Source organism: Micromonospora sp. WMMD1219, from assembly GCF_049315215.1.
GTDB lineage: Bacteria > Actinomycetota > Actinomycetes > Mycobacteriales > Micromonosporaceae > Micromonospora > Micromonospora tulbaghiae.
Genome location: NZ_CP186057.1, coordinates 2286461 through 2306559, shown reverse-complemented (window position 1 = coordinate 2306559; position 20099 = coordinate 2286461). Strand labels below are relative to the sequence as shown.

General features: G+C 73.4%; 25 protein-coding genes. 10 read left to right on the top strand and 15 right to left on the bottom strand.

Annotated features, from left to right (window positions below; all coding sequences use genetic code 11):
* Positions 1-56 precede the first annotated feature (56 nt).
* The 5 genes from ACN27C_RS11060 to ACN27C_RS11040 all read left to right on the top strand — a co-directional run bounded on the left by ACN27C_RS11060 (position 57) and on the right by ACN27C_RS11040 (position 5235).
* Positions 57-1046, top strand: coding sequence for a carbohydrate ABC transporter permease (locus ACN27C_RS11060; protein WP_121683309.1), 990 nt, complete (start codon positions 57-59; stop codon positions 1044-1046).
* Positions 1043-1876: a carbohydrate ABC transporter permease gene (locus ACN27C_RS11055; RefSeq protein ID WP_121683310.1), complete on the top strand. Its 834-nt coding sequence runs from the start codon at positions 1043-1045 to the stop codon at positions 1874-1876. The genes ACN27C_RS11060 and ACN27C_RS11055 overlap by 4 nt, the downstream gene beginning before the upstream one ends.
* The gene (locus ACN27C_RS11050; protein ID WP_422751095.1) at positions 1873-3240 is read left to right on the top strand and encodes a GH1 family beta-glucosidase; all 1368 of its coding nucleotides are present in this window, start codon (positions 1873-1875) and stop codon (positions 3238-3240) included. Before ACN27C_RS11055 ends, ACN27C_RS11050 begins: the two co-directional genes overlap by 4 nt.
* A gap of 19 nt (positions 3241-3259) precedes the next feature.
* On the top strand, positions 3260-4267 hold the full coding sequence (locus ACN27C_RS11045) for a LacI family DNA-binding transcriptional regulator (protein WP_421499048.1): 1008 nt from the start codon (positions 3260-3262) through the stop codon (positions 4265-4267).
* A gap of 62 nt (positions 4268-4329) precedes the next feature.
* Positions 4330-5235: a GNAT family N-acetyltransferase gene (locus ACN27C_RS11040; protein ID WP_422751094.1), complete on the top strand. Its 906-nt coding sequence runs from the start codon at positions 4330-4332 to the stop codon at positions 5233-5235.
* Here the strand turns inward: ACN27C_RS11040 and ACN27C_RS11035 are convergent.
* Both ACN27C_RS11035 and ACN27C_RS11030 read right to left on the bottom strand, forming a co-directional pair.
* Positions 5228-5746, bottom strand: coding sequence for an O-acetyl-ADP-ribose deacetylase (locus tag ACN27C_RS11035; protein ID WP_422751093.1), 519 nt, complete (start codon positions 5744-5746; stop codon positions 5228-5230). The genes ACN27C_RS11040 and ACN27C_RS11035 overlap by 8 nt on opposite strands.
* A gap of 1 nt (position 5747) precedes the next feature.
* Complete coding sequence (locus ACN27C_RS11030; RefSeq protein ID WP_422751092.1) at positions 5748-6539, bottom strand: EI24 domain-containing protein; 792 nt, start codon at positions 6537-6539, stop codon at positions 5748-5750.
* A gap of 40 nt (positions 6540-6579) precedes the next feature.
* On the opposite strand from ACN27C_RS11030, the gene ACN27C_RS11025 reads away from it, so the two are divergent.
* The gene (locus tag ACN27C_RS11025) at positions 6580-7569 is read left to right on the top strand and encodes a helix-turn-helix transcriptional regulator (protein ID WP_422751091.1); all 990 of its coding nucleotides are present in this window, start codon (positions 6580-6582) and stop codon (positions 7567-7569) included.
* On the opposite strand, the gene ACN27C_RS11020 is transcribed toward ACN27C_RS11025, so the two are convergent.
* Positions 7560-8474, bottom strand: coding sequence for an SDR family oxidoreductase (locus tag ACN27C_RS11020; RefSeq protein ID WP_357793100.1), 915 nt, complete (start codon positions 8472-8474; stop codon positions 7560-7562). The two genes, ACN27C_RS11025 and ACN27C_RS11020, sit on opposite strands and share 10 nt — an antisense overlap.
* A 76-nt stretch (positions 8475-8550) precedes the next feature.
* Here ACN27C_RS11020 and ACN27C_RS11015 point away from each other — a divergent pair, with 76 nt between their 5' ends.
* A complete protein-coding gene (locus ACN27C_RS11015) occupies positions 8551-9222 on the top strand; it encodes a nucleotidyltransferase domain-containing protein (protein WP_422751090.1) in 672 nt (223 codons plus the stop codon).
* Positions 9223-9228: 6 nt separating this feature from the next.
* On the opposite strand, the gene ACN27C_RS11010 is transcribed toward ACN27C_RS11015, so the two are convergent.
* Positions 9229-9678 (bottom strand): VOC family protein, encoded by a 450-nt coding sequence (locus tag ACN27C_RS11010; RefSeq protein ID WP_358174231.1) that lies wholly within the window; start codon positions 9676-9678, stop codon positions 9229-9231.
* 43 nt (positions 9679-9721) lie between these two features.
* Between ACN27C_RS11010 and ACN27C_RS11005 the strand changes: the two genes are divergently transcribed.
* The gene (locus ACN27C_RS11005; RefSeq protein WP_358174228.1) at positions 9722-10321 is read left to right on the top strand and encodes a CGNR zinc finger domain-containing protein; all 600 of its coding nucleotides are present in this window, start codon (positions 9722-9724) and stop codon (positions 10319-10321) included.
* A gap of 1 nt (position 10322) precedes the next feature.
* On the opposite strand, the gene ACN27C_RS11000 is transcribed toward ACN27C_RS11005, so the two are convergent.
* The 5 genes from ACN27C_RS11000 to ACN27C_RS10980 form a co-directional block, all read right to left on the bottom strand.
* A complete protein-coding gene (locus tag ACN27C_RS11000) occupies positions 10323-11060 on the bottom strand; it encodes an alanyl-tRNA editing protein (RefSeq protein WP_422751089.1) in 738 nt (245 codons plus the stop codon).
* An 11-nt stretch (positions 11061-11071) separates the two neighbouring features.
* Positions 11072-11959, bottom strand: a complete 888-nt coding sequence (locus ACN27C_RS10995; RefSeq protein ID WP_422751088.1) for an alpha/beta fold hydrolase — start codon at positions 11957-11959, stop codon at positions 11072-11074.
* Positions 11956-12270, bottom strand: a complete 315-nt coding sequence (locus tag ACN27C_RS10990) for a DUF2516 family protein (protein WP_013288803.1) — start codon at positions 12268-12270, stop codon at positions 11956-11958. The genes ACN27C_RS10995 and ACN27C_RS10990 overlap by 4 nt, the downstream gene beginning before the upstream one ends.
* Before the next feature lie 72 nt (positions 12271-12342).
* Positions 12343-13089: a hypothetical protein gene (locus ACN27C_RS10985; protein ID WP_422751087.1), complete on the bottom strand. Its 747-nt coding sequence runs from the start codon at positions 13087-13089 to the stop codon at positions 12343-12345.
* Complete coding sequence (locus tag ACN27C_RS10980; RefSeq protein ID WP_120572928.1) at positions 13086-13694, bottom strand: helix-turn-helix domain-containing protein; 609 nt, start codon at positions 13692-13694, stop codon at positions 13086-13088. Before ACN27C_RS10980 ends, ACN27C_RS10985 begins: the two co-directional genes overlap by 4 nt.
* A gap of 113 nt (positions 13695-13807) precedes the next feature.
* On the opposite strand from ACN27C_RS10980, the gene ACN27C_RS10975 reads away from it, so the two are divergent.
* Positions 13808-14605, top strand: coding sequence for an alpha/beta fold hydrolase (locus tag ACN27C_RS10975; protein ID WP_252448357.1), 798 nt, complete (start codon positions 13808-13810; stop codon positions 14603-14605).
* A 117-nt stretch (positions 14606-14722) separates the two neighbouring features.
* Here ACN27C_RS10975 and ACN27C_RS10970 read toward each other — a convergent pair whose 3' ends face one another.
* From ACN27C_RS10970 to ACN27C_RS10955, 4 genes are all read right to left on the bottom strand, one after another.
* On the bottom strand, positions 14723-15682 hold the full coding sequence (locus ACN27C_RS10970) for an asparaginase (RefSeq protein ID WP_422751086.1): 960 nt from the start codon (positions 15680-15682) through the stop codon (positions 14723-14725).
* 94 nt (positions 15683-15776) lie between these two features.
* Positions 15777-16619, bottom strand: coding sequence for a 3-keto-5-aminohexanoate cleavage protein (locus ACN27C_RS10965; protein ID WP_422751085.1), 843 nt, complete (start codon positions 16617-16619; stop codon positions 15777-15779).
* A 112-nt stretch (positions 16620-16731) separates the two neighbouring features.
* The gene (locus tag ACN27C_RS10960; protein ID WP_120572925.1) at positions 16732-17841 is read right to left on the bottom strand and encodes a YgfZ/GcvT domain-containing protein; all 1110 of its coding nucleotides are present in this window, start codon (positions 17839-17841) and stop codon (positions 16732-16734) included.
* Positions 17838-18245: a Fur family transcriptional regulator gene (locus tag ACN27C_RS10955; RefSeq protein ID WP_120572924.1), complete on the bottom strand. Its 408-nt coding sequence runs from the start codon at positions 18243-18245 to the stop codon at positions 17838-17840. The genes ACN27C_RS10960 and ACN27C_RS10955 overlap by 4 nt, the downstream gene beginning before the upstream one ends.
* 92 nt (positions 18246-18337) lie before the next feature.
* Here ACN27C_RS10955 and ACN27C_RS10950 point away from each other — a divergent pair, with 92 nt between their 5' ends.
* Positions 18338-19225 carry an aminotransferase class IV gene (locus tag ACN27C_RS10950; protein ID WP_422751084.1) on the top strand — a complete coding sequence of 296 codons (888 nt, stop codon included), beginning with the start codon at positions 18338-18340 and terminating at the stop codon, positions 19223-19225.
* A gap of 46 nt (positions 19226-19271) precedes the next feature.
* On the opposite strand, the gene ACN27C_RS10945 is transcribed toward ACN27C_RS10950, so the two are convergent.
* The gene (locus ACN27C_RS10945; protein ID WP_422751083.1) at positions 19272-19859 is read right to left on the bottom strand and encodes an FABP family protein; all 588 of its coding nucleotides are present in this window, start codon (positions 19857-19859) and stop codon (positions 19272-19274) included.
* Between the two features lie 115 nt (positions 19860-19974).
* Positions 19975-20079: a small membrane protein MtfM gene (gene mtfM / locus ACN27C_RS10940; RefSeq protein WP_013288813.1), complete on the bottom strand. Its 105-nt coding sequence runs from the start codon at positions 20077-20079 to the stop codon at positions 19975-19977.
* Positions 20080-20099: the final 20 nt, after the last annotated feature.

Genomic DNA, 20099 nt, shown 5'->3' with positions numbered 1-20099 from the left:
GCGGGCGGCCACCCGGCCACGGGGGCCGCCCGCACGGCGGAAAGGAGTCCCGGGTCATGGCCGTCCAGCTCGACGCCCGCCCGCCGGTCGCACCGGCGCCCCGTCCCACCCGTCCCGGCCTGGGCAACCGGCTCAGCCGGATCGACACCAGGTACTCGCCGTACCTGTTCATCGCCCCGTTCTTCCTGCTGTTCGGCGTCTTCGGGGCGTACCCGCTGGCGTACACGTTCTGGGTCTCGCTGCACGACTGGGACCTGCTCGGCGCCGAGCACCCGTTCATCGGCTTCGACAACTACACCCAGCTGCTCGCCGACTCCGATTTCTGGCACTCGGTGGTCAACACGCTGGGCATCTTCGTGATCTCCACGGTCCCCCAGTTGCTGGCCGCGCTCTGGCTGGCCAACCTGCTGAACCGGCAGCTTCGCGCCCGTACCACCTGGCGGATGGCGGTGCTGATCCCGAACGTCACCTCGACCGCCGCCGTGGCGATCGTGTTCGCGGTGCTGTTCGGCCGCGAGTTCGGCATGATCAACTGGCTGCTCGACCACGTCGGGATCAGCGCGATCGACTGGAAGGCGAACCGGTTCGCCGCCTGGGTCGCCATCTCCACCATGGTCGACTGGCGCTGGACCGGTTACAACGCGCTGATCTTCCTGGCCGCCATGCAGGCCATCCCCCGCGACCTGTACGAGTCGGCGGCGATCGACGGCGCCGGCCGGGCCCGGCAGTTCTGGTCCATCACGGTGCCGCTGCTCAAGCCGACGATCATCTTCGCGGTCATCATCTCCACCATCGGCGGTCTCCAGCTCTTCACCGAGCCGCGGATGTTCAACTCCGGCACCAACGCGATCCGCGGCGGGCCGCTGCGGGAGTCGCAGACGGTGACCATGTACATGTTCGAGAACGCCTTCGCGCCGCACTACAACTTCGGCTACGGCTCGGCGGTCGCCTGGCTGCTGTTCGCGCTCATCGCCGTGGTCGCGGCGATCAACGTCCTGCTCCTGCGCCGGCTCGGCGGCGGCTCCCGCAAGGAGGTCTCCCGATGACCCGCCTCTGGTCGGCAAGCCGGCTCACCTACCTGGCGCTGACGCTCTCGGCCGTCCTGTCGATCTTCCCGATCTACTGGATGTTCGTGGTGGCCAGCCGGACCAGCGACACGATGGGCCAGGTCCCGCCGCCGCTCACCCCCGGCGGCAACCTCGGCGCCAACATCGCCCGGCTGTTCGACAACACCGACGCGTACTTCCTGACCGGCCTGATCAACTCGGCCATCGTGGCCACCACGGTGACGATCTCGGTGGTGTTCTTCTCCACGCTGGCCGGGTTCGCGTTCGCCAAGCTGCGCTTCCGCGGGCGCAACGCGCTGCTGCTGGTCATCGTCGCCACCATGATGGTCCCCACCCAGCTCGGCGTGATCCCGCTCTACCTGCTGATGACGAAGCTGAACTGGAACGACCGGCTGCCCGCCGTGATCGTGCCGGCGCTGGTCACCGGCTTCGGCGTGTTCATGATGCGCCAGTACGCGGGCCAGGCGGTGAGCACCGAGCTGATCGAGGCGGCCCGGATGGACGGCTGCAACACCGCGCGGATCTACTGGAACGTGGTGCTGCCCGCGCTGCGCCCGGCCGCCGCCGTCCTCGGCCTGCTCACGTTCATGACCACCTGGAACGACTTCCTGTGGCCGTACGCGGTGCTGAACGACCCGGAGAACCCGACGGTGCAGCTGTCGCTGCGGGCCCTCTCCGACGGGTACTACCAGGACATGTCGCAAGTGTTCACCGGCACGGCCATCGCCACGTTGCCGCTGCTGCTGGTGTTCGTCGTCTTCGGCCGCCAGATCATCGGCGGCATCATGGAAGGTGCGGTCAAGGCATGAGCAACGTCCGATTCCCGGAGGGCTTCGTCTGGGGCGGGGCCACCGCCGCGTACCAGATCGAGGGCGCCGCCCGCGAGGACGGTCGCGGTCCGTCGATCTGGGACACCTTCAGCCGTACGCCCGGCGCGGTGTTCCAGGGACACACCGGCGACGTGGCCTGCGACCACTACCACCGGTACGCGCAGGACGTCGCGCTGATGGCGGAGCTGGGGCTGCGGGCGTACCGGTTCTCGGTGTCCTGGCCCCGGGTGCGGCCGGACGGCACCGGGCCGGTCGAGCCGCGCGGCCTGGACTTCTACGACCGGCTGACCGACGCGCTGCTGGCCGCCGGCATCGACCCGATCGTCACGCTCTACCACTGGGACCTGCCGCAGGCGCTGGAGGACCGGGGCGGGTGGACGGTCCGGGAGACCGCCGAGCACTTCGCCGAGTACGCGCTCGCCGTGCACCGCCGCCTCGGCGACCGGGTCCGCACCTGGACCACGCTCAACGAACCGTGGTGCTCGGCCTACCTCGGGTACGGCTCCGGCGTGCACGCGCCGGGGCGCCGTGACTCCGGTGACGCGTTCCGGGCCGTACACCATCTGCTGCTCGGCCACGGCCTGGCGGCGCGGGCGTTGCGCGCGGCCGGCGTGGAGACGCTCGGGATCACGCTCAACCTGGCCGACGTGCAGCCGGCGGACGCGGGCAGCGCCGCCGACGCCGAGGCGGTCCGGCTCGTCGACGGCCTGCACAACCGGATCTTCCTGGACCCGCTGACCGGCGGCGGCTACCCGGCGGACGTGCTGGCCCACGTCAGCCGGATCGTCACGCCGGACTTCGTCAGGGACGGGGACGAGAAGCTGATCGCCGCGCCGCTGGACCTGCTCGGCCTGAACTACTACGCGCCCACCTACGTGGCCGGGCGGGCCGACGGCGCGGGAGGCGGCGCGTACCCGGGCACCGCCGGGGCGGTCGAGTTCCTGCCGCCGGCCGGGCCGCTGACCGACATGGGCTGGTCGATCGAGCCGGCCGGGCTGACCCGGCTGCTCGAACGCGTGGCGGCCGACCACCCCGGGCTGCCGTTGATGATCACCGAGAACGGCGGGGCGTTCCCGGACACCGGGCTCGACGAGCGGGGTGAGGTGGCCGACGCCGACCGGGTCGCCTACCTCGACGGGCACCTGCGCGCCGCGCACGAAGCGATCGCCCGCGGCGTGGACCTGCGCGGTTATCTCGTATGGTCGGTGCTGGACAACTTCGAATGGGCCGAGGGTTACCGGAAGCGGTTCGGGATCGTCCACGTCGACTACCTGACCCAGCGGCGCACACCAAAGCGCAGCGCCCGCTGGTACCAGGAGGTGATCGCCCGGAACGGGCTGTGACGAGGTGGTGGTTACGGGGATGACGACGGCACAGCGACCGACCCTGGAGGCGGTGGCCCGGCTGGCCGGCGTGTCCCGGGCCACCGTCTCCCGGGTGGTGAACGGCTCGACCACAGTCGCGGAGCCGATCCGGCAGGCGGTACGCCGGGCGGTCGAGGAACTCGGGTACGTCCCGAACCTCGCCGCCCGCAGCCTGGTCACCCAGCGGACCGACTCGGTCGCGCTGGTGCTGCCCGAGGCGGCCACCCGGGTCTTCTCCGACGACCAGGTCTTCCCGGGCATCATCCGGGGCGCGGCGCAGGAGCTGGAGGCGGCGGACAAGCAGCTCGTGCTGATGCTCGCCGGTTCGCCGGCCGGGCACGAACGGGTCGAGCGGTACACCACCGGCCGGCACGTCGACGGGGTGCTGTTCGCCTCGCTGCACGGCGAGGACCCGCTGCCCGGCCGGCTGGCCCGCCTCGGCATCCCGGTGGTGTGCAGCGGGCGGCCGCTCGACGGCGCCGACGTGCCGTACGTGGACGTCGACCACGAAGGCGGCGTGAGCACAGCCGTCCAACACCTGATCGCGAGCGGGCGGCGGCGGATCGCCACCATCGCCGGGCCGCAGGACATGGTCGCCGGGATCGAGCGGCTGATCGGCTACCGCAGCGCGATCACCGACGCCGGGCTGCCGGAGCTGGTCGCGTACGGCGACTTCACCCGGGAGTCCGGCACCGCCGCGATGCGCGAGCTGCTCGCCGCCGACCCGGAACTGGACGCCGTGTTCGCCGCCTCCGACCTGATGGCGCACGCCGCGCTGCGCGCCCTGCGCGAGGAGGGGCGGCGGGTGCCCGAGGACGTGGCGGTGATCGGGTTCGACGACATCGAGACGGCCGCGTACACCGAGCCGCCGCTGACCACGGTGCGGCAGCCGATAGTGGAGCTGGGCCGGTCGATGACCCGGCAACTGCTGCGGATCGCCGCGGGCGAGCAGGTCGAGCAGGCGCTGGTGCTGCCGACCGAGCTGGTGCTGCGCGAGTCCGCCTGATCATCCGGTCGCGCTGGTTATCCGGTCGCGGCGCGGGCGGCGACGGGTCTAGGGTCCGCCGAATGAGTGGAGCCGAGATCCGTCCCGCCCGCGCCGACGACGCGCCCGCCGTGGTGGCGTTGCGCGCGCTCGTCTACCCGTACCTGGTGCGCGGCGTCGAGTCGACCCGCCGCATGATCGCCGACCCGCCGGCCGGCGAGGACTGGGCGGCCTGGGTCGCCGAGGCGGACGGGCAGGTGATCGGCTGGGTGTCGGCGTACCGCAACACGCAGACCTCGACGCCCGGCGTGGGCGAGATCGCCCTGCTGCACGTGCACCCCGAACACCGCGGCCGGGGCACCGGCACCGCGCTGTTCGACGCCGCGTTCGGTCACCTGCGGGCGCTCGGGTCCACCCGGGTGCTCACCCATGCGCGTACCGAGTCGCTGCCGTTCGCGCAGCGGCACGGCTTCACGCCCAGCCGGGAGGTGCGTTACTCGGCACTGGACCTGAGCACGCCTCCGCCGATGCCGCAGGCGCCGCCGGGCGTACGGCTGGTGTCCGCCGCCGGGCTCGACCCGCGCCTGGTGCACCGGGTCGACGCCGAGGCGTCCCGGGACGAGCCGGGCGACGTGCCCACGGACTCGCTCGGCTTCGACCTGTGGCTCCACGAGTGCTGGGACAACCCAGGGCTGGACCGAGAGGCCAGCACGCTCGCCGAGGTGGACGGCGAACTGGTCGCGCTCAGCCTGGTCAAGCGCGACGGCGACCGGATGTGGTCGGACTTCACCGGCACGCTGCCCGCGTACCGGGGGCGAGGGCTGGCCCGGCTGGCCAAGCAGGCCGCCCTGCACGCCGCCGCCGCGCGCGGGGTACGCACCGCGTACACCTCGAACGACGAGGCGAACGCGCCGATGCTGGCGGTGAACGAGCGGCTCGGCTACCGGCCGGTGGACAGCCAGTGGTCGTGCCGGCGCAAACTCACGTGAGCCCGGCTGCCACCCGCACCGCGGTGGCGTACGTGTCCGCGCCGAACAGCACCAGCCGGGCCTCGGTGACGTGCGCCGGGGTGGCCGCGTGCAGCACTGTCAGCGCCTGCGCCACCGCGTCCTCGACCGGCCAGCCGTAGATCCCGGCGGAGATCAGCGGGAACGCGATCCGGGTCGCGCCCAGCCCGTCGGCGACCCGCAGGCTGTTGGCGTAGCAGTCGCGCAGCAGCGCCGAGCGGTCCTCGCGCGGCGAGAAGACCGGCCCGACGGTGTGCACCGCCCAGCGGGCGGGCAGGTTGCCGGCGGTGGTGGCGACGGCCTGGCCGGTGGGCAGCCCGCGCCCGTACCGGGAGGCGCGCAGCGCCCGGCACTCCTCCAGGATCGCCGGGCCGCCGCGCCGGTGGATCGCGCCGTCCACTCCCCCGCCGCCGAGCAGCGACGAGTTGGCGGCGTTGACTATGGCGTCGACCTGTTGCGCGGTGATGTCCCCCTCGATCAGGACGGTGTCCATCTCAGCCCTCCTCGATGGGCTGGCCCAGCGACCGGCGGGCCAGCAGCGCGGCCCCGGCGACGGCGGCCGGCATGACCAGCACCGCGCCGAGCGGGATCAGGAAGCACAGGAAGACCGCCACCCCGAAACCGAGCGCCGTCGGGCGGTCGGTCCGCAGCCGGGCCCGCCGGTCCGGCAGCCGCATCCCCCGCCGGTAGAACGGCGCGCCGACCAGCTCCAGCGCCAGGAACCAGCCACCCACCAGGGCACCGACCACCGGGACCACCGTCTGCCCCACCACCGGGATGAAACCGGCCGCGAACAGGGGTACGCCGATCAGCGCGGACAGCGCCACCAGGCGCAGCGAGTCGGCGAGGCTGCGCCGAAGCGAGGACCAGAACGGCACGTCGACCGCGCCGGGGGTGCCGCCGAGCCGGTTCTCGACCCGCTCGGAGATCGCCTCGTAGAACGGGTCACCGATGACCAGCGTGACGGCGGTGAACGTGAGCACACCGACCAGCCCGGCGACCCCCACCACCGCCAGCCCGGCGGCGACCCGCAGCAGCCCGCGCCAGGGCGACGACCAGTCGTCGGCGAACGGGGTGAGCCAGCCCGCCAGGTCGTCCACGAAGTAGAGCAGCGTGGCGAACAGGGCCACGTAGAGCGCGCCGGTGATCAGCGCCGGGATCACGCCGAGCAGCATCAGCTTGGGGCTGCGGACGTACATGCCGAAGCCGCGCAGCAGCAGTCCGGCGCCGCCGAGGAAGCGGGTGGCCGCGCCGGTGACCGGCGCGACGGTACGGGAGGCGTTCACGACGGCACAGCCTAATCTCCCGGTGCACCACAATGGGTCTGTGCGTGCGTCCCGGCTGATCTCGCTTGTGCTGCTGCTCCAGTCCCGGGAGACGATGACCGCCGCCGAGCTGGCCCGCGAGCTGGAGGTGTCCGAGCGGACCGTCTACCGGGACGTGCTGGCGCTCTCCGCCGCCGGTGTCCCGGTGTACGCGGACCGGGGCCGGGCCGGCGGCTACCGGCTGCTCGGCGGCTACCGGACCCGCTTGACCGGGTTGAGCCGGGACGAGGCCGAGGCGCTGTTCCTGGCCGGGCTGCCCGGGCCGGCCGGGGACATGGGACTGGCCGACTCGGTGGCCGCCGCCGAGCTGAAGGTGCTCGCCGCGCTGCCGCCGAGCCTGCGGGACGCGCCCGCGCGTACCGGGCAGCGGTTCCACCTGGACGTGCCCGGCTGGTTCCGGGAGACCCCGGCGCCGCCGACGCTCGCCGAGCTGGCCCGGGCGGTCTGGCGGGACCTGATGGTGGAGCTGCGCTACCGGCGCGGGGACCGCGAGGTGACCCGCACGCTGGCGCCGTACGGGCTGGTGCTGAAGAACGGGGTCTGGTATCTGGTCGGCCGGGTCGGCGACGCCTGGCGGACGTACCGGGTGGACCGGGTGATGGCGGTCGAGGTGGGCGCCGACGGCTTCGACCGGGACGAGGACTTCGACCTCGGGGCGTACTGGCGGGAGCAGGCCGGCGCGTTCCTGCGCGAACTGCTGCGGGAGCGGGTCACCGTGCGACTGAGCCCGGCCGGGCTGCGGACGCTGCGGCACCTGGTGGACGCGCCGTTCGTCCACACCGAGGCGGTGGACTCGGCCGGGCCGCCGGACGAGCAGGGCCGGCTGGTGCTGCGGCTGCCGGTCGAGTCGGTGGACGTCGCGTACACCCAGTTGCTGGCGCTCGGCCCGGAGGTGGAGGTGCTGGCGCCGCCGCAACTGCGGGCCCGCTTCGCCGAGGCGACCCGCAGGGCGGCGGCGCTCTACACCGATCCGCCGTCGGGTCAGCGGTAGCCGTCGGGGTCGGCCGGCTTGCCCGGCTTGACCACCTCCTCGTAGTAGCGGGCCCAGTGCGGGCGGCTGCCGTCGACGTCGGTGAAGCCGTACACCTGGGCCAGGCCGCCGCTGTCGAGGGACTGCCCGTTCCAGCGGGCCCGGTCCGGGTCGGCGGCCAGGGCTGCCACCGCGCGCCCGACGAGCGCCGGCGTCTCCGACATGACGAAGTGCGGCTCGGTCTTCGCGGCGTCACGCCAGGTGGCCTCGGTGACGCCGTAGTGTTCGAGCATCGCCTCCGAGCGCAGCCAGCCGGGCGTGAGCGAGACGGCGGTGCAGCCGTGCGGGGCCAGCTCGTGCGCCTGGCTGAAGCCGAGCCGGTTCACCGACACCTTCGCCAGGTCGTAGAAAACCGACAGGCGGTACTCGCTGTCGTTGTGCTCCTTGGTGCCGTCGCCGATCTCGACGACCAGGCCGCCCGGGTTGCGGATCAGCAGCGGCAACGCGAAGTGGCTGGTGATGATGTGCGTGTCGACCGCGAGCCGCAGCATGCGGAAACCGGCGTCGAGCGGCTGCTCCCAGACCGGCTTCTCCCAGGTGATCAGCGGATCGCCGCCCCAGACGTCGTTCACCAGCACGTCGAGGCGGCCCTGCTCGGCGTCGATCCGCTCGACCAGGCCGCGTACCTGCTCGGGGTCGAGGTGGTCGACAGCGACGGCGATGCCGGTGCCCCCGGCGGCGGTGACCAGCTCGGCGGTCTCCTCGATGGTCTCCGGCCGGTCCATCTCGGAGCGGCGCTCGCGGGTGGTGCGGCCGGTGGCGTAGACGGTGGCCCCGGCGGCGCCGAGCTGCACGGCGATCTGCCGGCCGGCGCCCCGGGTCGCGCCCGCGACGAGCGCGACAGTTCCGGTCAGTGGTGAGTTCATGGGATCACCGTGTCACCGATACCTGCCAGCGGAAGTCCGGTTTTCCTCCAGACCCGGATGGGCGATCATCACCGGTATGCACCTGCTGCTGTCCGGGATCGTCGGCTCGGTCGCGTACGGGCTGGCCGGACCCGGCTCGGACACCGACCGGATCGGCGTGTTCGCCGCGCCCACAGTCGCCTTCCACGGCCTGCGCCCGCCCCGCGAGTCGGTCGTGACCACCGAGCCGGACGTCACGCTGCACGAGGCGCGCAAGTACGCGCTGCTGGCGCTCAGCGGCAACCCGACCGCCACCGAGCTGATGTGGCTGCCCGACGACTGCTACGAGACCCGCACCGGGTTCGGCGAGGAGCTGATCGCCGTCCGGTCGGCGTTCCTCAGCGCGCCGCGGGTCCGCGACGCGTACCTCGGGTACGCCTCGCAGCAGTTCCGCAAGCTCGCCAGCCGGAGCGCCGATGTCGGCGGGCGGCGACGCTCGGCGAAGCACGCCCGGCACCTGGCCCGGCTGCTGCACCAGGGCCGGATGCTGTACGCGACGGGCGTACTGGAGATCCGCCTCGCCGACCCGGAGTGGTTCCACGCGTTCGGCGAGCGGGTCGCCGGTGGCGCGCTGGACGAGGCGCAGGCCCTGGTGGCGACCGCCGAGGCGGAGTTCGACCGGACCCGCTCGCCGCTGCCGGAACGCCCGGACGAGGAGACCGTGGAACGCTGGCTGCTCGCCGTCCGGGCGGCCCACCTGCCGCGCTGAGCGGGGTCACTGCACGTCGAACTCGTTGCCCTCCGGGTCGGCCATCGTGGTGTGCTCGCTGCCCCGGTCGGCGACCTCGGCCAGCACCGTGGCGCCGAGCGCGGTCAGCCGCTTCACCTCGGCCGCCCGCCCCTCCGGGCCGACGTGCAGGTCGACGTGGAGGCGGTTCTTGACCCGCTTGGGCTCGGGAACGGCCTGGAACAGGAACCGCCGGCCCAGCCCGGTGCCGCTGGCCGGGTCGACCGGGTCGTCCGGGTGGCGTACCGCCGCCAGTTCGCGCCACGCCTTGCGGCCGTCCACCTCGACGTACGCCTCCGGCGGCACCGCACCGGCGGCGGCCAGCCGCTCGATCAGCACGCTGTTGTCCTCGACCTGGTAGCCGAGCGCCTCGGCCCAGAAGCGGGCCAGCCCGATCGGGTCGGCACAGTCGATGACGAGTTTCCACTCCCGGGCCATGTGTCCTCCGTGGTCGGTTGGTGTAACCAGTTATAGTGGTTACGTGACGAACGGCGCAAGCGGACTCACCCTGATCAGTCCCGAAGGCACCCGGTACCGCTTCGACCCGGGCGCGCTCTGCCTGGAACTGCTGACCACCGGCGGTCCGGGCGCGTTCGCCCGCTACGAGGTGCTGCACCGCCCGGACGACCTCGCGGGCTGGCTGGCCGCGTCCCGGCTGCGGCTGGACCCCGCCGCCGTCACCGTCGACGCGGACGACCTGGCCGCCGCCCGTCGACTGCGCGACGCGCTCTGGCGGGTGGCGCAGGCGCGTACCCGCGACGAGACCCCACCGGCCGCGGACCTGGCGGTGGTGAACGACGCCGCGGCCGGGCTGCCGCTGATCCCGCAGGCCGGCCCCGACGGCGGCCGGTCCTGGCGTACGCCGCTGACCGGCGCGCAGGTGGTCGCGACGTTCGCCCGGGACGCGGTCGACCTGCTCACCGGCCCCTACGCGGCCCGGATCCGGGAGTGCGGCGCACACGACTGCCAACTGGTCTTCGTGGACACGTCGCGGCCGGGGCAGCGCCGCTGGTGCGCGATGGAACGCTGCGGCAACCGGCAGAAGGCACGCGCGCTGCGGTCCCGGCGCGCGCCCGGGTGAATCAGTCCGCCAGGCGCACGCGTACCCGGCGGTTGGCCCGGCCCTTGCTCTCCACCTTGACCACCTGGACCTTGCCGATCTGGGCGGTGGACGCGACGTGCGTGCCGCCGTCGGCCTGCACGTCCAGCCCCACGATGTCGACGATCCGCACCTCCTGCTCCTCCGGCGGGATCAGGTTCGACTGGGTACGGATGATGTCCGGCAGGGCGAGCGCCTCGGCGCGCGGCAGCACCCGTACGGCCACCGACCGGTCGGCGGCCACCTCGGCGTTCACCAGCTCCTCGATGCGGGCCTTGAAGTCCGGCGGCACCTCGGGGAGGTTGAAGTCCATCCGCGCCTCACCCGGCTCCATGTTGCCGCCGGTGACGAGCGCGCCGAAGTCGCGGAACACCACGCCGCAGAGCACGTGCAGCCCGGAGTGGGTACGCATCAGCATGGTCCGGCGGGCGTCCTCCACCGCGCCGACCACCTCGGTGCCGACCGGCGGCACCGGGTCGCCCTCGGCCGGGATCAGCCACAGGTCGTCGCCCTTGCGGGTGCCGACGATCCGGGTCTGTACGCCCTGCCAGAGCAGCACCCCGTGATCCGGCGGCTGCCCGCCGCCACCGGGGTAGAACGCGGACCGGTCCAGCACGATGCCCTGCTCGGCATCGGCCGCCAGCACCCGGCAGGTCCACTCGCGCAGGGTCGGGTCGGCGAGGTCGAGCCGGTGCGTACGGCCGTGGTGTGTGACGCCCATGGACGGCGACGTTACCCGTTCAGGAACTCCGAGACGCGCTCCCGCAGGTCGGCGCGCTCGGTCCAGAGCACGCCGGGCCGGTCGTACACGTGAAGTGTGGCGTTCGGGAGCGCGGCGGCGAGCCGTTCGGCGACGGCGACCGGGTGCAGGTCGTCCTCGGCGGCGGCGATGACCAGCGCCGGCGCGGTGACCGCGGCGAGCGACCCGGCGTCGTCGAGCGGGGCCTGGGCGGGCAGGTCGGCCAGCCCCGGCGCGAGCCCGTCGCGCAGCAGCTGGTCGAGCCGCTGCCGCAGGTACGCCCAGCCGGCCGGGGTGTTGCGCACCGACGGCGGCAGCTCCAGCGACACCGCGTCGGCCAGCGCCGACGCGTCGCCCTCGGCCACCGCGTCGAGCAGGCCGGTGAGCCGGGCGCGCGCCGCCTCGCCGCGCGGCGCGTCCAGCACGGCGGGCAGGAAGAAGACGAGTTTCTCGAAGCGTTCCGGGCTCTCCGCGAGCAGCCGGCAGAGCGCGCCCGCGCCGAGGCTGGCGCCGAACGCCCGGGTCGCGCCGCTCAGGTCCGCCATCGCGCGCAGGTCACGGGCGAGGTCCAGGTAGCTCCACGGCCCGGGCGGGGAGTCGGAGCGGCCGTGCCCGCGGAACTGGAAGAAGACGCGCCGCCCGGTGACGCCGCTGCCGAACGGGCGGGTGGTGGCGATGCCGCTCCCGAGCCCGTGCGCGAACACGGTGACCGGGTCACCGGTGCCGGTGACCAGCCGTTCCAGGCTCACCCCGTGCGGGGTGGCGACCAGCTCCGTCTCCGGCTCGGGCAACGCGGGACGCCCGGTGCGGGGCGCGCCGGGGCCGGGCCCCCAGGTGCGGGGACCGCCGTCCGGTGGCGGAGGCCAGCGGAAACCTCTCACCAGGACCCTCGGCCGTCGTGCAGGTCCCGCAGGCCGGGCCGCACGTCGAGCAGGTAGATGAGACCGGCCGCGATGCCGATCAGTCCGAACAGGCTGATCGGGCCGAAGCCGAGCAGGGTCAGCAGCAGGCAGACCGCCAGGATGGCGACCCAGCCGCCCTTGGGCAGCGTGCCGAGCGCGGCGAAACCGTCGCCGCGCTGGGTGACCGCGTGCACCAGCGCCACTCCCTGTACGACCAGGGCGAAGACGAGCAGGATCAGCTGGATCACGTCTTGGACTGCGAACGCGAAGATCGGCGCGGCGATGGCCATGGGGGCAAGCTTATGCCGAGACCCCGGAAACGTCCGACAAGACGTTGTCCGGGGTCCCGGTGGAGCTTCGGGTCACTCGGCGGCCGGGCGGGTCCGCTTCGTGGTCTTCGGCAGCTTCGCCGACGGGGTGGCCGGCTTGGCGGCGGCCGTCTTCGTGGCGGCCTTGGTGGCGGTCGCCTTGGTGGCGCGGGTCCGCTTCACCGCGGCCGGCTTGGCGGCCACCGCCTCGGCCACCTCGGCCGGGGTGGGCACCTCGGCCGTCGCGGCGGCCTTCGGCGCGGTCTCCGGCTTCGGGGTGATCTCGGTCTTCGAGGCGACCTCGGTGCCGGTCGCCGCGGTGGCCTCGATGTCGGCGTTCACCGTGTCGGCGGCCTCCAGCACGCCGGCGCCGACCACGCGCTCACCGCGGGCGACCAGCTCGGCGTACGCGGCCAGCGCGCGCTCCTGCGCGGCGTACGCACCGGCCACCACGACGGCGGCGTTGCGGGTGGCTGCCTCGCGGAGCTTGTCCAGGTTCGCGGCGTCCCGGAGCTTGTCCAGGTTCGCCGCCTCGCGCAGCTTCTCCAGGTTGGCGGCCTCGCGGAGCTGGTCGAGGTCGGTGGCGACGGCCCGCTCGCGCAGCCCGGTGGCGGTCTGGTTGGCGGTCTTCAGCGTCTCGGTGGCCTTCTGGCGCAGCTCGAAGCCGGTGACGACGGCCTTGCCGCCGAGGTCGGTCACGACGGTCGGCAGCTTGCGCAGCTGCTCCAGGGCCAGCTCACCGGCGCCGGCGGCGGCGTAGAGGGGTGCGGGGATGCGGTTGGTCTTCGGCTGGGTGGTCATGACTGCTCCTCCTCGGCCGCACCGGCGGCCTTCCGGGCCGCCCGGCGGGCGGCCGTCTGCTCAGGGGCGGCGGTGGTCGGCGCGGGCGCGCCGCCCGCTTCGGTGACGGCTACGGATTCGAGGACCGCCTCGGTCGGGGTGCCGTCCGGCGTCACCGGACCGGTGGCGGCCGGCGCGACGGTGGCCGGGGCCTCCGGAGCGGTGGCCGTCTCGGCCGTGGTGGCCGCTTCCGTCGTGGTGGCGGCCTCGGTCGCCTCGGCCAGGCGGGCGTTCTCGCGCCGGAACGTCTCGTAGATCTGGGTGAGCGACTGCTTCTGGGCCATGGTCAGCTCGGGGTCGACGGCGATCGCCGCGAGCACGCCCTGACCCTCCTTGTCGTCCAGCAGCCCGGCACGCAGGTACATCGCCGGGGTGGAGACGCGCAGCGCGCTGGCGAGCTGCTGGAGCACCTCGGCGCTCGGCTTGCGCAGCCCGCGCTCGATCTGGCTCAGGTAGGGATTGCTGACGCCCGCCTGCTCGGCGAGCTGGCGCAGTGAGATCTTCGCGTTGCGCCGCAGGTCGCGAATGAACCCGCCGACATCGGGAAGGTCCTTGCTGGTGGCCATGACTCAACGCTAGCTCGGGCCGCTAACTCCTGCAAGCAAAACGCTAGCCAGAGTTAGCAGGGTCACTGAAGGTGGGTTGCGGAGCCCATGTCCGGTCCGTACCGTTCTCCCCCGTGACCAAGATCGATATCAACGGCGCCCAGCTCGCGTACGACGAGAGCGGCACCGGAACCGCCGTGGTGTTGCTGCACGCCGGCATCGCCGACCGGCGGATGTGGCGCGGGCAGATCCCGGCACTCGCGCAGCGACACCGGGTGATCGCGCTGGACCTGCGCGGCTACGGCGACTCGGAGCTGCCGCCCGCGCCGTTCGCCCACCACGACGACGTGATCGGGCTGCTCGACGCGCTGGGCATCGAGCGGGCCGCGCTCGTCGGCTGCTCGTTCGGCGGCCGGGTCGCCGTGGACACCGCGCTCGCCCACCCGGAGCGGGTCTCGGCGCTGGCGCTGTTCGGCGCGCCCGTCTCCGGCAACGAGTGGTCCGAGGAGACCGAGCAGCTCTGGGACGAGCTGGTCGGTGACGTGGACCCGGAGGACTTCGCCGCCACCGCCGCCGGCGAGGTGCGGTTCTGGGTGGTCGGCCCGACCCGCCGCCCGGAGGACGTCGACCCGGAGCTGATCCGGTTCGCCGAGGAGATGGACCGCCGGGCGCTCGCCGCCGAGCAGGCGCTGAGCGCGATCGAGGTGGGTGAGCTGGACCCGCCGGCGATCGACCGGCTGGGCGAGCTGCGCGTACCGGTGCTCGTCGGCACCGGCGCCGACGACCTGGCCGACATCCGCCGCCTGGCCGACCGCATCGCCGACGAGGCCCCGAACGGCGTACGCCTCCCCGACGTCCCCGATGCGGCCCACCTGCTCCCCCTGGAGCGCCCCACCGAGACCAACACCGCCCTCCTGTCCTTCCTCCCCTGACCCGCCCTCCCCGCGCCCCCTGCTCGGCGATCTTGCAGTTGCGGCCCTCGGCACGCCTGGAATACGCGCTTTGCCGGGGCGGTAAGTGCAAGATCGCCGGGGGGGGTGTGGCGGGGGTTACCAGGTGGGGTGGATGGCGCCTACCGGGAGGCCGCCGCCCAGCAGGGGTGGCTCGGCGTACTCGGTGAGGATGGGGGCGCGCACGTTCAGGCGCGCCAGGGCTGAGGTCAGGACGGGTGTGCGGGCTCTGGCGGCGCCGTCGTCGATCTTCAGGGCCACGGCGCCGACCTCCGGGATCGCCGCCGCGATCACGCCCTCCGCGCCGATCTTGGCGAGCAGACCGGGTACGCCGCGCATCAGCCGCGTGTCCTCCGCCTGGGTGCCGCCGACCAGTTCCGGGTACGCCCGCATCGCGTCCGCCACCGTCCGCTCGACGGTGCCCGGCTCGGCGCTGACCATCCGCAGGAACGCCCGGGCCAGCCCGGTCAGCGAGACGGCGAGCACCGGCGCGCCGCAGCCGTCCACCCCGACGGCCGCCGCCCGCTCGCCGGTGAACTCCTCGATCGTGGCGGTCAGGCACTGCTGGAGCGGGTGCTCCGGGTGCCAGTAGCCGTCCAGCGGCCAGCCCGCGGCCAGACAGGTGCGCACCATGCCGGCGTGCTTGCCGGAGCAGTTCATCAGCACCCGGGCCGGTCCGCCGCCGGCCCGCAGCACCGCCTCCCGGGCGGCCTCGCCGAACGGCAGGTCCGGCGGGCAGTGCAACGCGTCCTCGGTCAGGCCGGCGTCGCGCAGCAGCGCGGTGACCCGCTCGACGTGGAACTCCTCGCCCGCGTGGCTGGCCGCGACCAGCGCCACGTCGGCCGGGTCGGTGAGCGGCAGCCCGGCCCGGAACATCCCGATCGCCTGCATCGGCTTGTTCGACGAGCGGGGGAAGATCGGCGAGGTGACGTCACCGGCTCCGTCGACCGGCTCACCGGCGGCGTCGAGCACCACCACGGACCCCCGGTGGACGCCCTCCACGAAACCGGACCGGACCACCTCGGCGAGCGGCACGCCGCCCTCGTACGTTTTTCCCACGGTATGGACCGTACCGAGGGGACGGACCCGGTCGGCGGCGGGGTGACCTGCGACGTCGACCGGGGCGGTACGGGGTCGTGGCCGGGTGTGCCGCTTACCGGGCGGCGGCCGGTACGCCGAGCAGCGTACGGGCCTCGGCGGTGGTCAGCGGAGGACGCTGGGCGAGCTGGGCGAAGCCGACCGCCCGCGCGACGAGCTGCATGTTGGACTCCACCGGGCGCCCCTTGGCGTACGTGACCGTGTCCTCCATCCCGACGCGCAGGTGACCGCCGGCCGACAGCGAGGCCAGCATCACCGGGATGGTGCTGCGCCCGATGCCGGTGGCCGAGAACGTTGTGCCCTCGGGCAGGTCGCGCACCATCTGCTGGGCCGCCACGAGCGTGGCCGTGGTGCCCGGCATGCCGCCCGGCACGCCCATCACGAAGTCGACGTGCACGTGCCCGCCGTGCGGCAGGCCGTACTTGCCGAGCAGCCGCTGCAACGCGGTGAGGTGACCCAGGTCGAAGATCTCGTACTCGGGGACGACGCCCCGCTCCTGCATCCGGGTGTGCAGGTCGACGATGAACTCCCACCGGTTGAGGAACACGTCGTCGCCGAAGTTGACGGTGCCCATGGTGCAGGAGGCCATGTCCGGCGCGGCGTCGAGCACCGCCAGCCGGGCGGACTCCGGGTCGGTCACCGCGCCGCCGGAGGAGAGCTGCACGATCAGGTCGGTGTTCTCCCGCAGCGCGGCCACCGTGTCGCGCAGCCGCCCCTGGTCGAGCGTGGGCCGCGCGTCGTCGTCGCGGATGTGGACGTGGATCACGGCGGCGCCGAGCGCCTCGCACTCCTTGGCGGTCAGCAGCAGCTCGTCGAGCGTCACCGGCAGCGCCGGCACCTCCGCCTTCGCCGACTCCGCGCCGGTGGGGGCAACCGTGATCAACGTCCCTGTCGTCATGCCCCGGATCCTAGACCGGTGCCCGGCACCGGGTCGACCGGAGGATTTCCGGTGCGAGCGGTATCAGGAAGGGATCCTTCCGCCACCGAGGGCGTCCGGGAGGTTCCCTTCCTTAGGCGTCGATCGCGGCGGCGCTGTCGCCGACGAGCAGGCGGGCGTCGTCGGGCGTGTTGCGCTTCAGGACGGCGAGCGCCACCTGACCCAGCTCGTAGTGCTGCACGGCGGTGCCGACGAAGCCGACGGTCCGGCCGTCGAGCGTCACCGGCGTACCGGCGACGGGCGGCTGGTCGCTCGCCACGCCGTCGAGGTGCAGCAGGACGAGCCGGCGGGGCGGCTTGCCCAGGTTGTGCACCCGGGCCACCGTCTCCTGCCCCCGGTAGCAGCCCTTGTCCAGGTGCACAGCCGGGGCGATCAGGTCCACCTCGGCCGGGATCGTCCGGTGGTCGGTGTCCACGCCGGCCCGGACCCGCTTGGCGGCCACCCGGATCGCCTCGTACGCCCACAGCCCGGCCACCGGCACACCGGCGCCGCGCAGCTCCGCCACCACCTCGGCCATGGCCGCCCGGGGCACGAGCAGGTCGACGCCGAGCGCCACCCGCCGGGCCCAGCCGCCGACCGGCAGCGGCTTGACGTCGTACACCACCGAGGGCCGCGCGGGCATCTCGCCGGAACGGAACTTCGGACCCGGCACCGCGACCACGTCGGGAGCGGCCAGCCCGGTGACGCCGAGCGTGTCCAGCGCGCCGGCCGCCTCCGGCCCGACCAGCGACAGCAGCGCGTGGTCGGCGGTGGCGTCGCGCGGGTCGACCTTGCTGAAGAACCGCATCTTCTCCAGGTATGACAGCAGGCCCTCGGTCATCCCCGGCTCGGTGTCCAGCCAGGTGGTCTCGCCGTCGTCGGCGACCATCGCGTGCTGCTCGACGTGCCCGTGCGGGGAGAGCACCAGCAGCTCGGTGCCCTGCCACGGCGCCAGCGCGGCCAGGTGCTGGCTGGTGAGCGTGTGCAGCCAGCCGATCCGCTCCTCGCCGGGCACCGCGACCACGCCCCGGTGCGACCGGTCGACCAGGCCCACGCCGGTGGCCAGGAGCCGCTGCTCGCGCATCGGGTCGCCGTAGTGGGCGGCCACCGGGCCGACGCCGGCCGCCCGGTGGGCCGGCTCCGGCTGGTCCCGGGTCTGCTCGTCGATGGCGTCGGTGGTCACCGCGCCCGCGATGTCGATCATGTGGGTTCCCCGTTCTGTGCGCAGCGGCCGCAGACCCCGAAGAGCGCGACATGCCCGATGTCGACCTTGAACCCGCGCTGCTCGTCCAGTTGGTCGGCGAGCGGGCGAAGCATCTCCGGGGCGATCTCGTCGATCGCCCCGCACTCCCGGCACACCAGGTGGACGTGCTGGTGCTCACCGGCCGCGTGGTAGGTCGGCGAACCGTGCGACAGGTGCGTGTGCGTCACCAGGCCGAGCCGTTCCAGCAGCTCCAGCGTGCGGTAGATGGTGGTGATGTTGACTCCGGCCGCCACCTCGCGGACCGCGGTGTGCACCTGCTCCGGGGTGGCGTGCCCCAGATCCAGGACGGCCTGGAGCACCAGCTGCCGCTGCGCCGTCAGCCGCAGCCCGCGCGAGCGGAGCATTTCCGCGAGGGAGGATTCGGACACCCTTCGATCATAGTTCGGCCGCCGCGCCGGCCGGTCCGCCGCCGGGGGTACGCCACTACGCTGCGCCAATGGGTACGACACGGGTGGCGGTGCTCGGCCGGGGCCTCGTACCGGCCGGTGAGCCGGTGCTGCGCGGCGACGACAGGGGCGTCCTGCACGGCGACGGCCTGTTCGAGACCATGCATCTGCGCGACGGCCGCCCCTGGCTGCGCGAGGCCCACCTGGCCCGGTTGCGGGCCGGTGCGGCGGCGATCGACCTGCCGTTGCCGCCGCACGCCGCGCTCGTCGAACTGCTGGACGCGGTCTGCGCCGGCTGGCCCGCGCAGACCGAGGGGGCGCTGCGGCTGGTCTGCACCCGAGGGCCGGAGGGCGGTGGGCCGCCCACGGTGTACGCCACACTCGGCGAGGTGCCCGCGGCCGCCCGCCTGGCCCGGCGGGACGGGGTGACCGTGGCCACGCTGCCGCTCGGGGTGGCCGCCCGGTCCCGCCCCGAGCTGGGGTGGCTGCCGAGCGGTGTGAAGTCCACCTCGTACGCGCTGAGCACCGCCGCCCGGCGGTGGGCGCAGCGGACCGGCGTGGACGACGTGCTCTGGGTCTCGACCGACGGCTACGTGCTGGAGGGGCCCACCGCCAACGTGGTGTGGCTGAGCGGCGGGACGCTCGCCACGGTCCCGGCGGCCCAGACCGGCATCCTGCCCGGCGTGACCGCGAACCACCTGCTGGAACGGGCAGCAGAGCTCGGCCTGACCCCCGCCGAACACCTGCCCACCGTGACCGACCTGCACGAGGCCGAGGCGATCTGGCTGACCAGCTCCCTACGCGGCGTAGCCGAGATCACGGCCCTGAACGGAACCCCTCGTCCCGGTTCCCCCCTGACCCCCCACATCCAGGCCCTCCTGAACTTCCCCCACCCCCACCCCCACCCCGTTGACCATGAAGTTGGCGGCGTCGGGTGACCGATTTGTCGCCGCCAACTTCATGATCGACGAGGCAAAAGGGGGGTCAGCCGGCTACGCGGGTGAGGCGGGCGGAGAGGTGCGGGCTCAGGGGCTGGCCCACGGCGGCCATCTCCTGGGCGTACAGCAGGGCGCCCTCGACGATGCCGAACAGCCGGGCGCCGGCGGTGACCTCCTTCGCCGTCGCGGTACGCACGACCGCGTCGGTGGCGAACTCGATCTGGGTGCCCTTGCGCTTGCCGATGTGCAGCTCCATCACGCCGGTCGGCGTGGTCATCAGCGCCTCCAGCTCGTCGGTCACCCGCTCACCGTCGAGCACCGGGCGCCACCAGCCCACCTCACGGCCGGCGGGGCGGACCGGGTGGCTCTGCTCGTCCAGGATCCAGGCCCGCGACTCGTAGAACAGGAACGGCCGGCCGTCGTGGCTGATCCGGATCTCCTGCGCGTAGTCGAAGTCCTCGATCGTCGGGAACCCACCCCGGCCCCGGCCACGCCACACCCCGACGTACGGCAGCAGGCCGTCCAGGCTCGGGTGCAGCTTCGGGCCGACGCGCAGGTCGTGGCTCTCCTCGTACGGGTACGGGTCGACCGGCGGCGCGTTCAACCACGGCGGCTGAAGCGGATTCTCACTCACAGATTCACCTTCGTTCGCGACTGCGGGGCTCGCAAAACCGGCTCACTCCTCGCGCTCACCAGGGCCACCTTCGTTCGCGACTGCGGGGCTCGCAAAACCGGCTCACTCCTCGCGCTCACCATTTACCTCTAGCGATTCGCACTGCGACATAGACCAGGCCACCGGCGAGCGCGCCCAGGCCGGCGACCAGCAGGCTGACGAACCCGATCTCGGTAACCATCCGGACCATCCTATGCTGGC

Coding starts and splice junctions, on each gene's coding strand:
- ACN27C_RS11015 (WP_422751090.1), top strand. CDS start 8,551: ATGCACCTGCTGCTGTCCGGGATCGTCGGCTCGGTCGCGTACGGGCTG.
- ACN27C_RS10955 (WP_120572924.1), bottom strand. CDS start 18,245: ATGCTCCGCTCGCGCGGGCTGCGGCTGACGGCGCAGCGGCAGCTGGTG.
- ACN27C_RS10985 (WP_422751087.1), bottom strand. CDS start 13,089: ATGACCACCCAGCCGAAGACCAACCGCATCCCCGCACCCCTCTACGCC.
- ACN27C_RS10980 (WP_120572928.1), bottom strand. CDS start 13,694: ATGGCCACCAGCAAGGACCTTCCCGATGTCGGCGGGTTCATTCGCGAC.
- ACN27C_RS11010 (WP_358174231.1), bottom strand. CDS start 9,678: ATGGCCCGGGAGTGGAAACTCGTCATCGACTGTGCCGACCCGATCGGG.
- ACN27C_RS11060 (WP_121683309.1), top strand. CDS start 57: ATGGCCGTCCAGCTCGACGCCCGCCCGCCGGTCGCACCGGCGCCCCGT.
- mtfM (WP_013288813.1), bottom strand. CDS start 20,079: ATGGTTACCGAGATCGGGTTCGTCAGCCTGCTGGTCGCCGGCCTGGGC.
- ACN27C_RS10950 (WP_422751084.1), top strand. CDS start 18,338: ATGGGTACGACACGGGTGGCGGTGCTCGGCCGGGGCCTCGTACCGGCC.
- ACN27C_RS11045 (WP_421499048.1), top strand. CDS start 3,260: ATGACGACGGCACAGCGACCGACCCTGGAGGCGGTGGCCCGGCTGGCC.
- ACN27C_RS11040 (WP_422751094.1), top strand. CDS start 4,330: ATGAGTGGAGCCGAGATCCGTCCCGCCCGCGCCGACGACGCGCCCGCC.
- ACN27C_RS11000 (WP_422751089.1), bottom strand. CDS start 11,060: ATGGGCGTCACACACCACGGCCGTACGCACCGGCTCGACCTCGCCGAC.
- ACN27C_RS11020 (WP_357793100.1), bottom strand. CDS start 8,474: ATGAACTCACCACTGACCGGAACTGTCGCGCTCGTCGCGGGCGCGACC.
- ACN27C_RS10990 (WP_013288803.1), bottom strand. CDS start 12,270: ATGGCCATCGCCGCGCCGATCTTCGCGTTCGCAGTCCAAGACGTGATC.
- ACN27C_RS11055 (WP_121683310.1), top strand. CDS start 1,043: ATGACCCGCCTCTGGTCGGCAAGCCGGCTCACCTACCTGGCGCTGACG.
- ACN27C_RS10965 (WP_422751085.1), bottom strand. CDS start 16,619: ATGACGACAGGGACGTTGATCACGGTTGCCCCCACCGGCGCGGAGTCG.
- ACN27C_RS10960 (WP_120572925.1), bottom strand. CDS start 17,841: ATGATCGACATCGCGGGCGCGGTGACCACCGACGCCATCGACGAGCAG.
- ACN27C_RS11035 (WP_422751093.1), bottom strand. CDS start 5,746: ATGGACACCGTCCTGATCGAGGGGGACATCACCGCGCAACAGGTCGAC.
- ACN27C_RS11050 (WP_422751095.1), top strand. CDS start 1,873: ATGAGCAACGTCCGATTCCCGGAGGGCTTCGTCTGGGGCGGGGCCACC.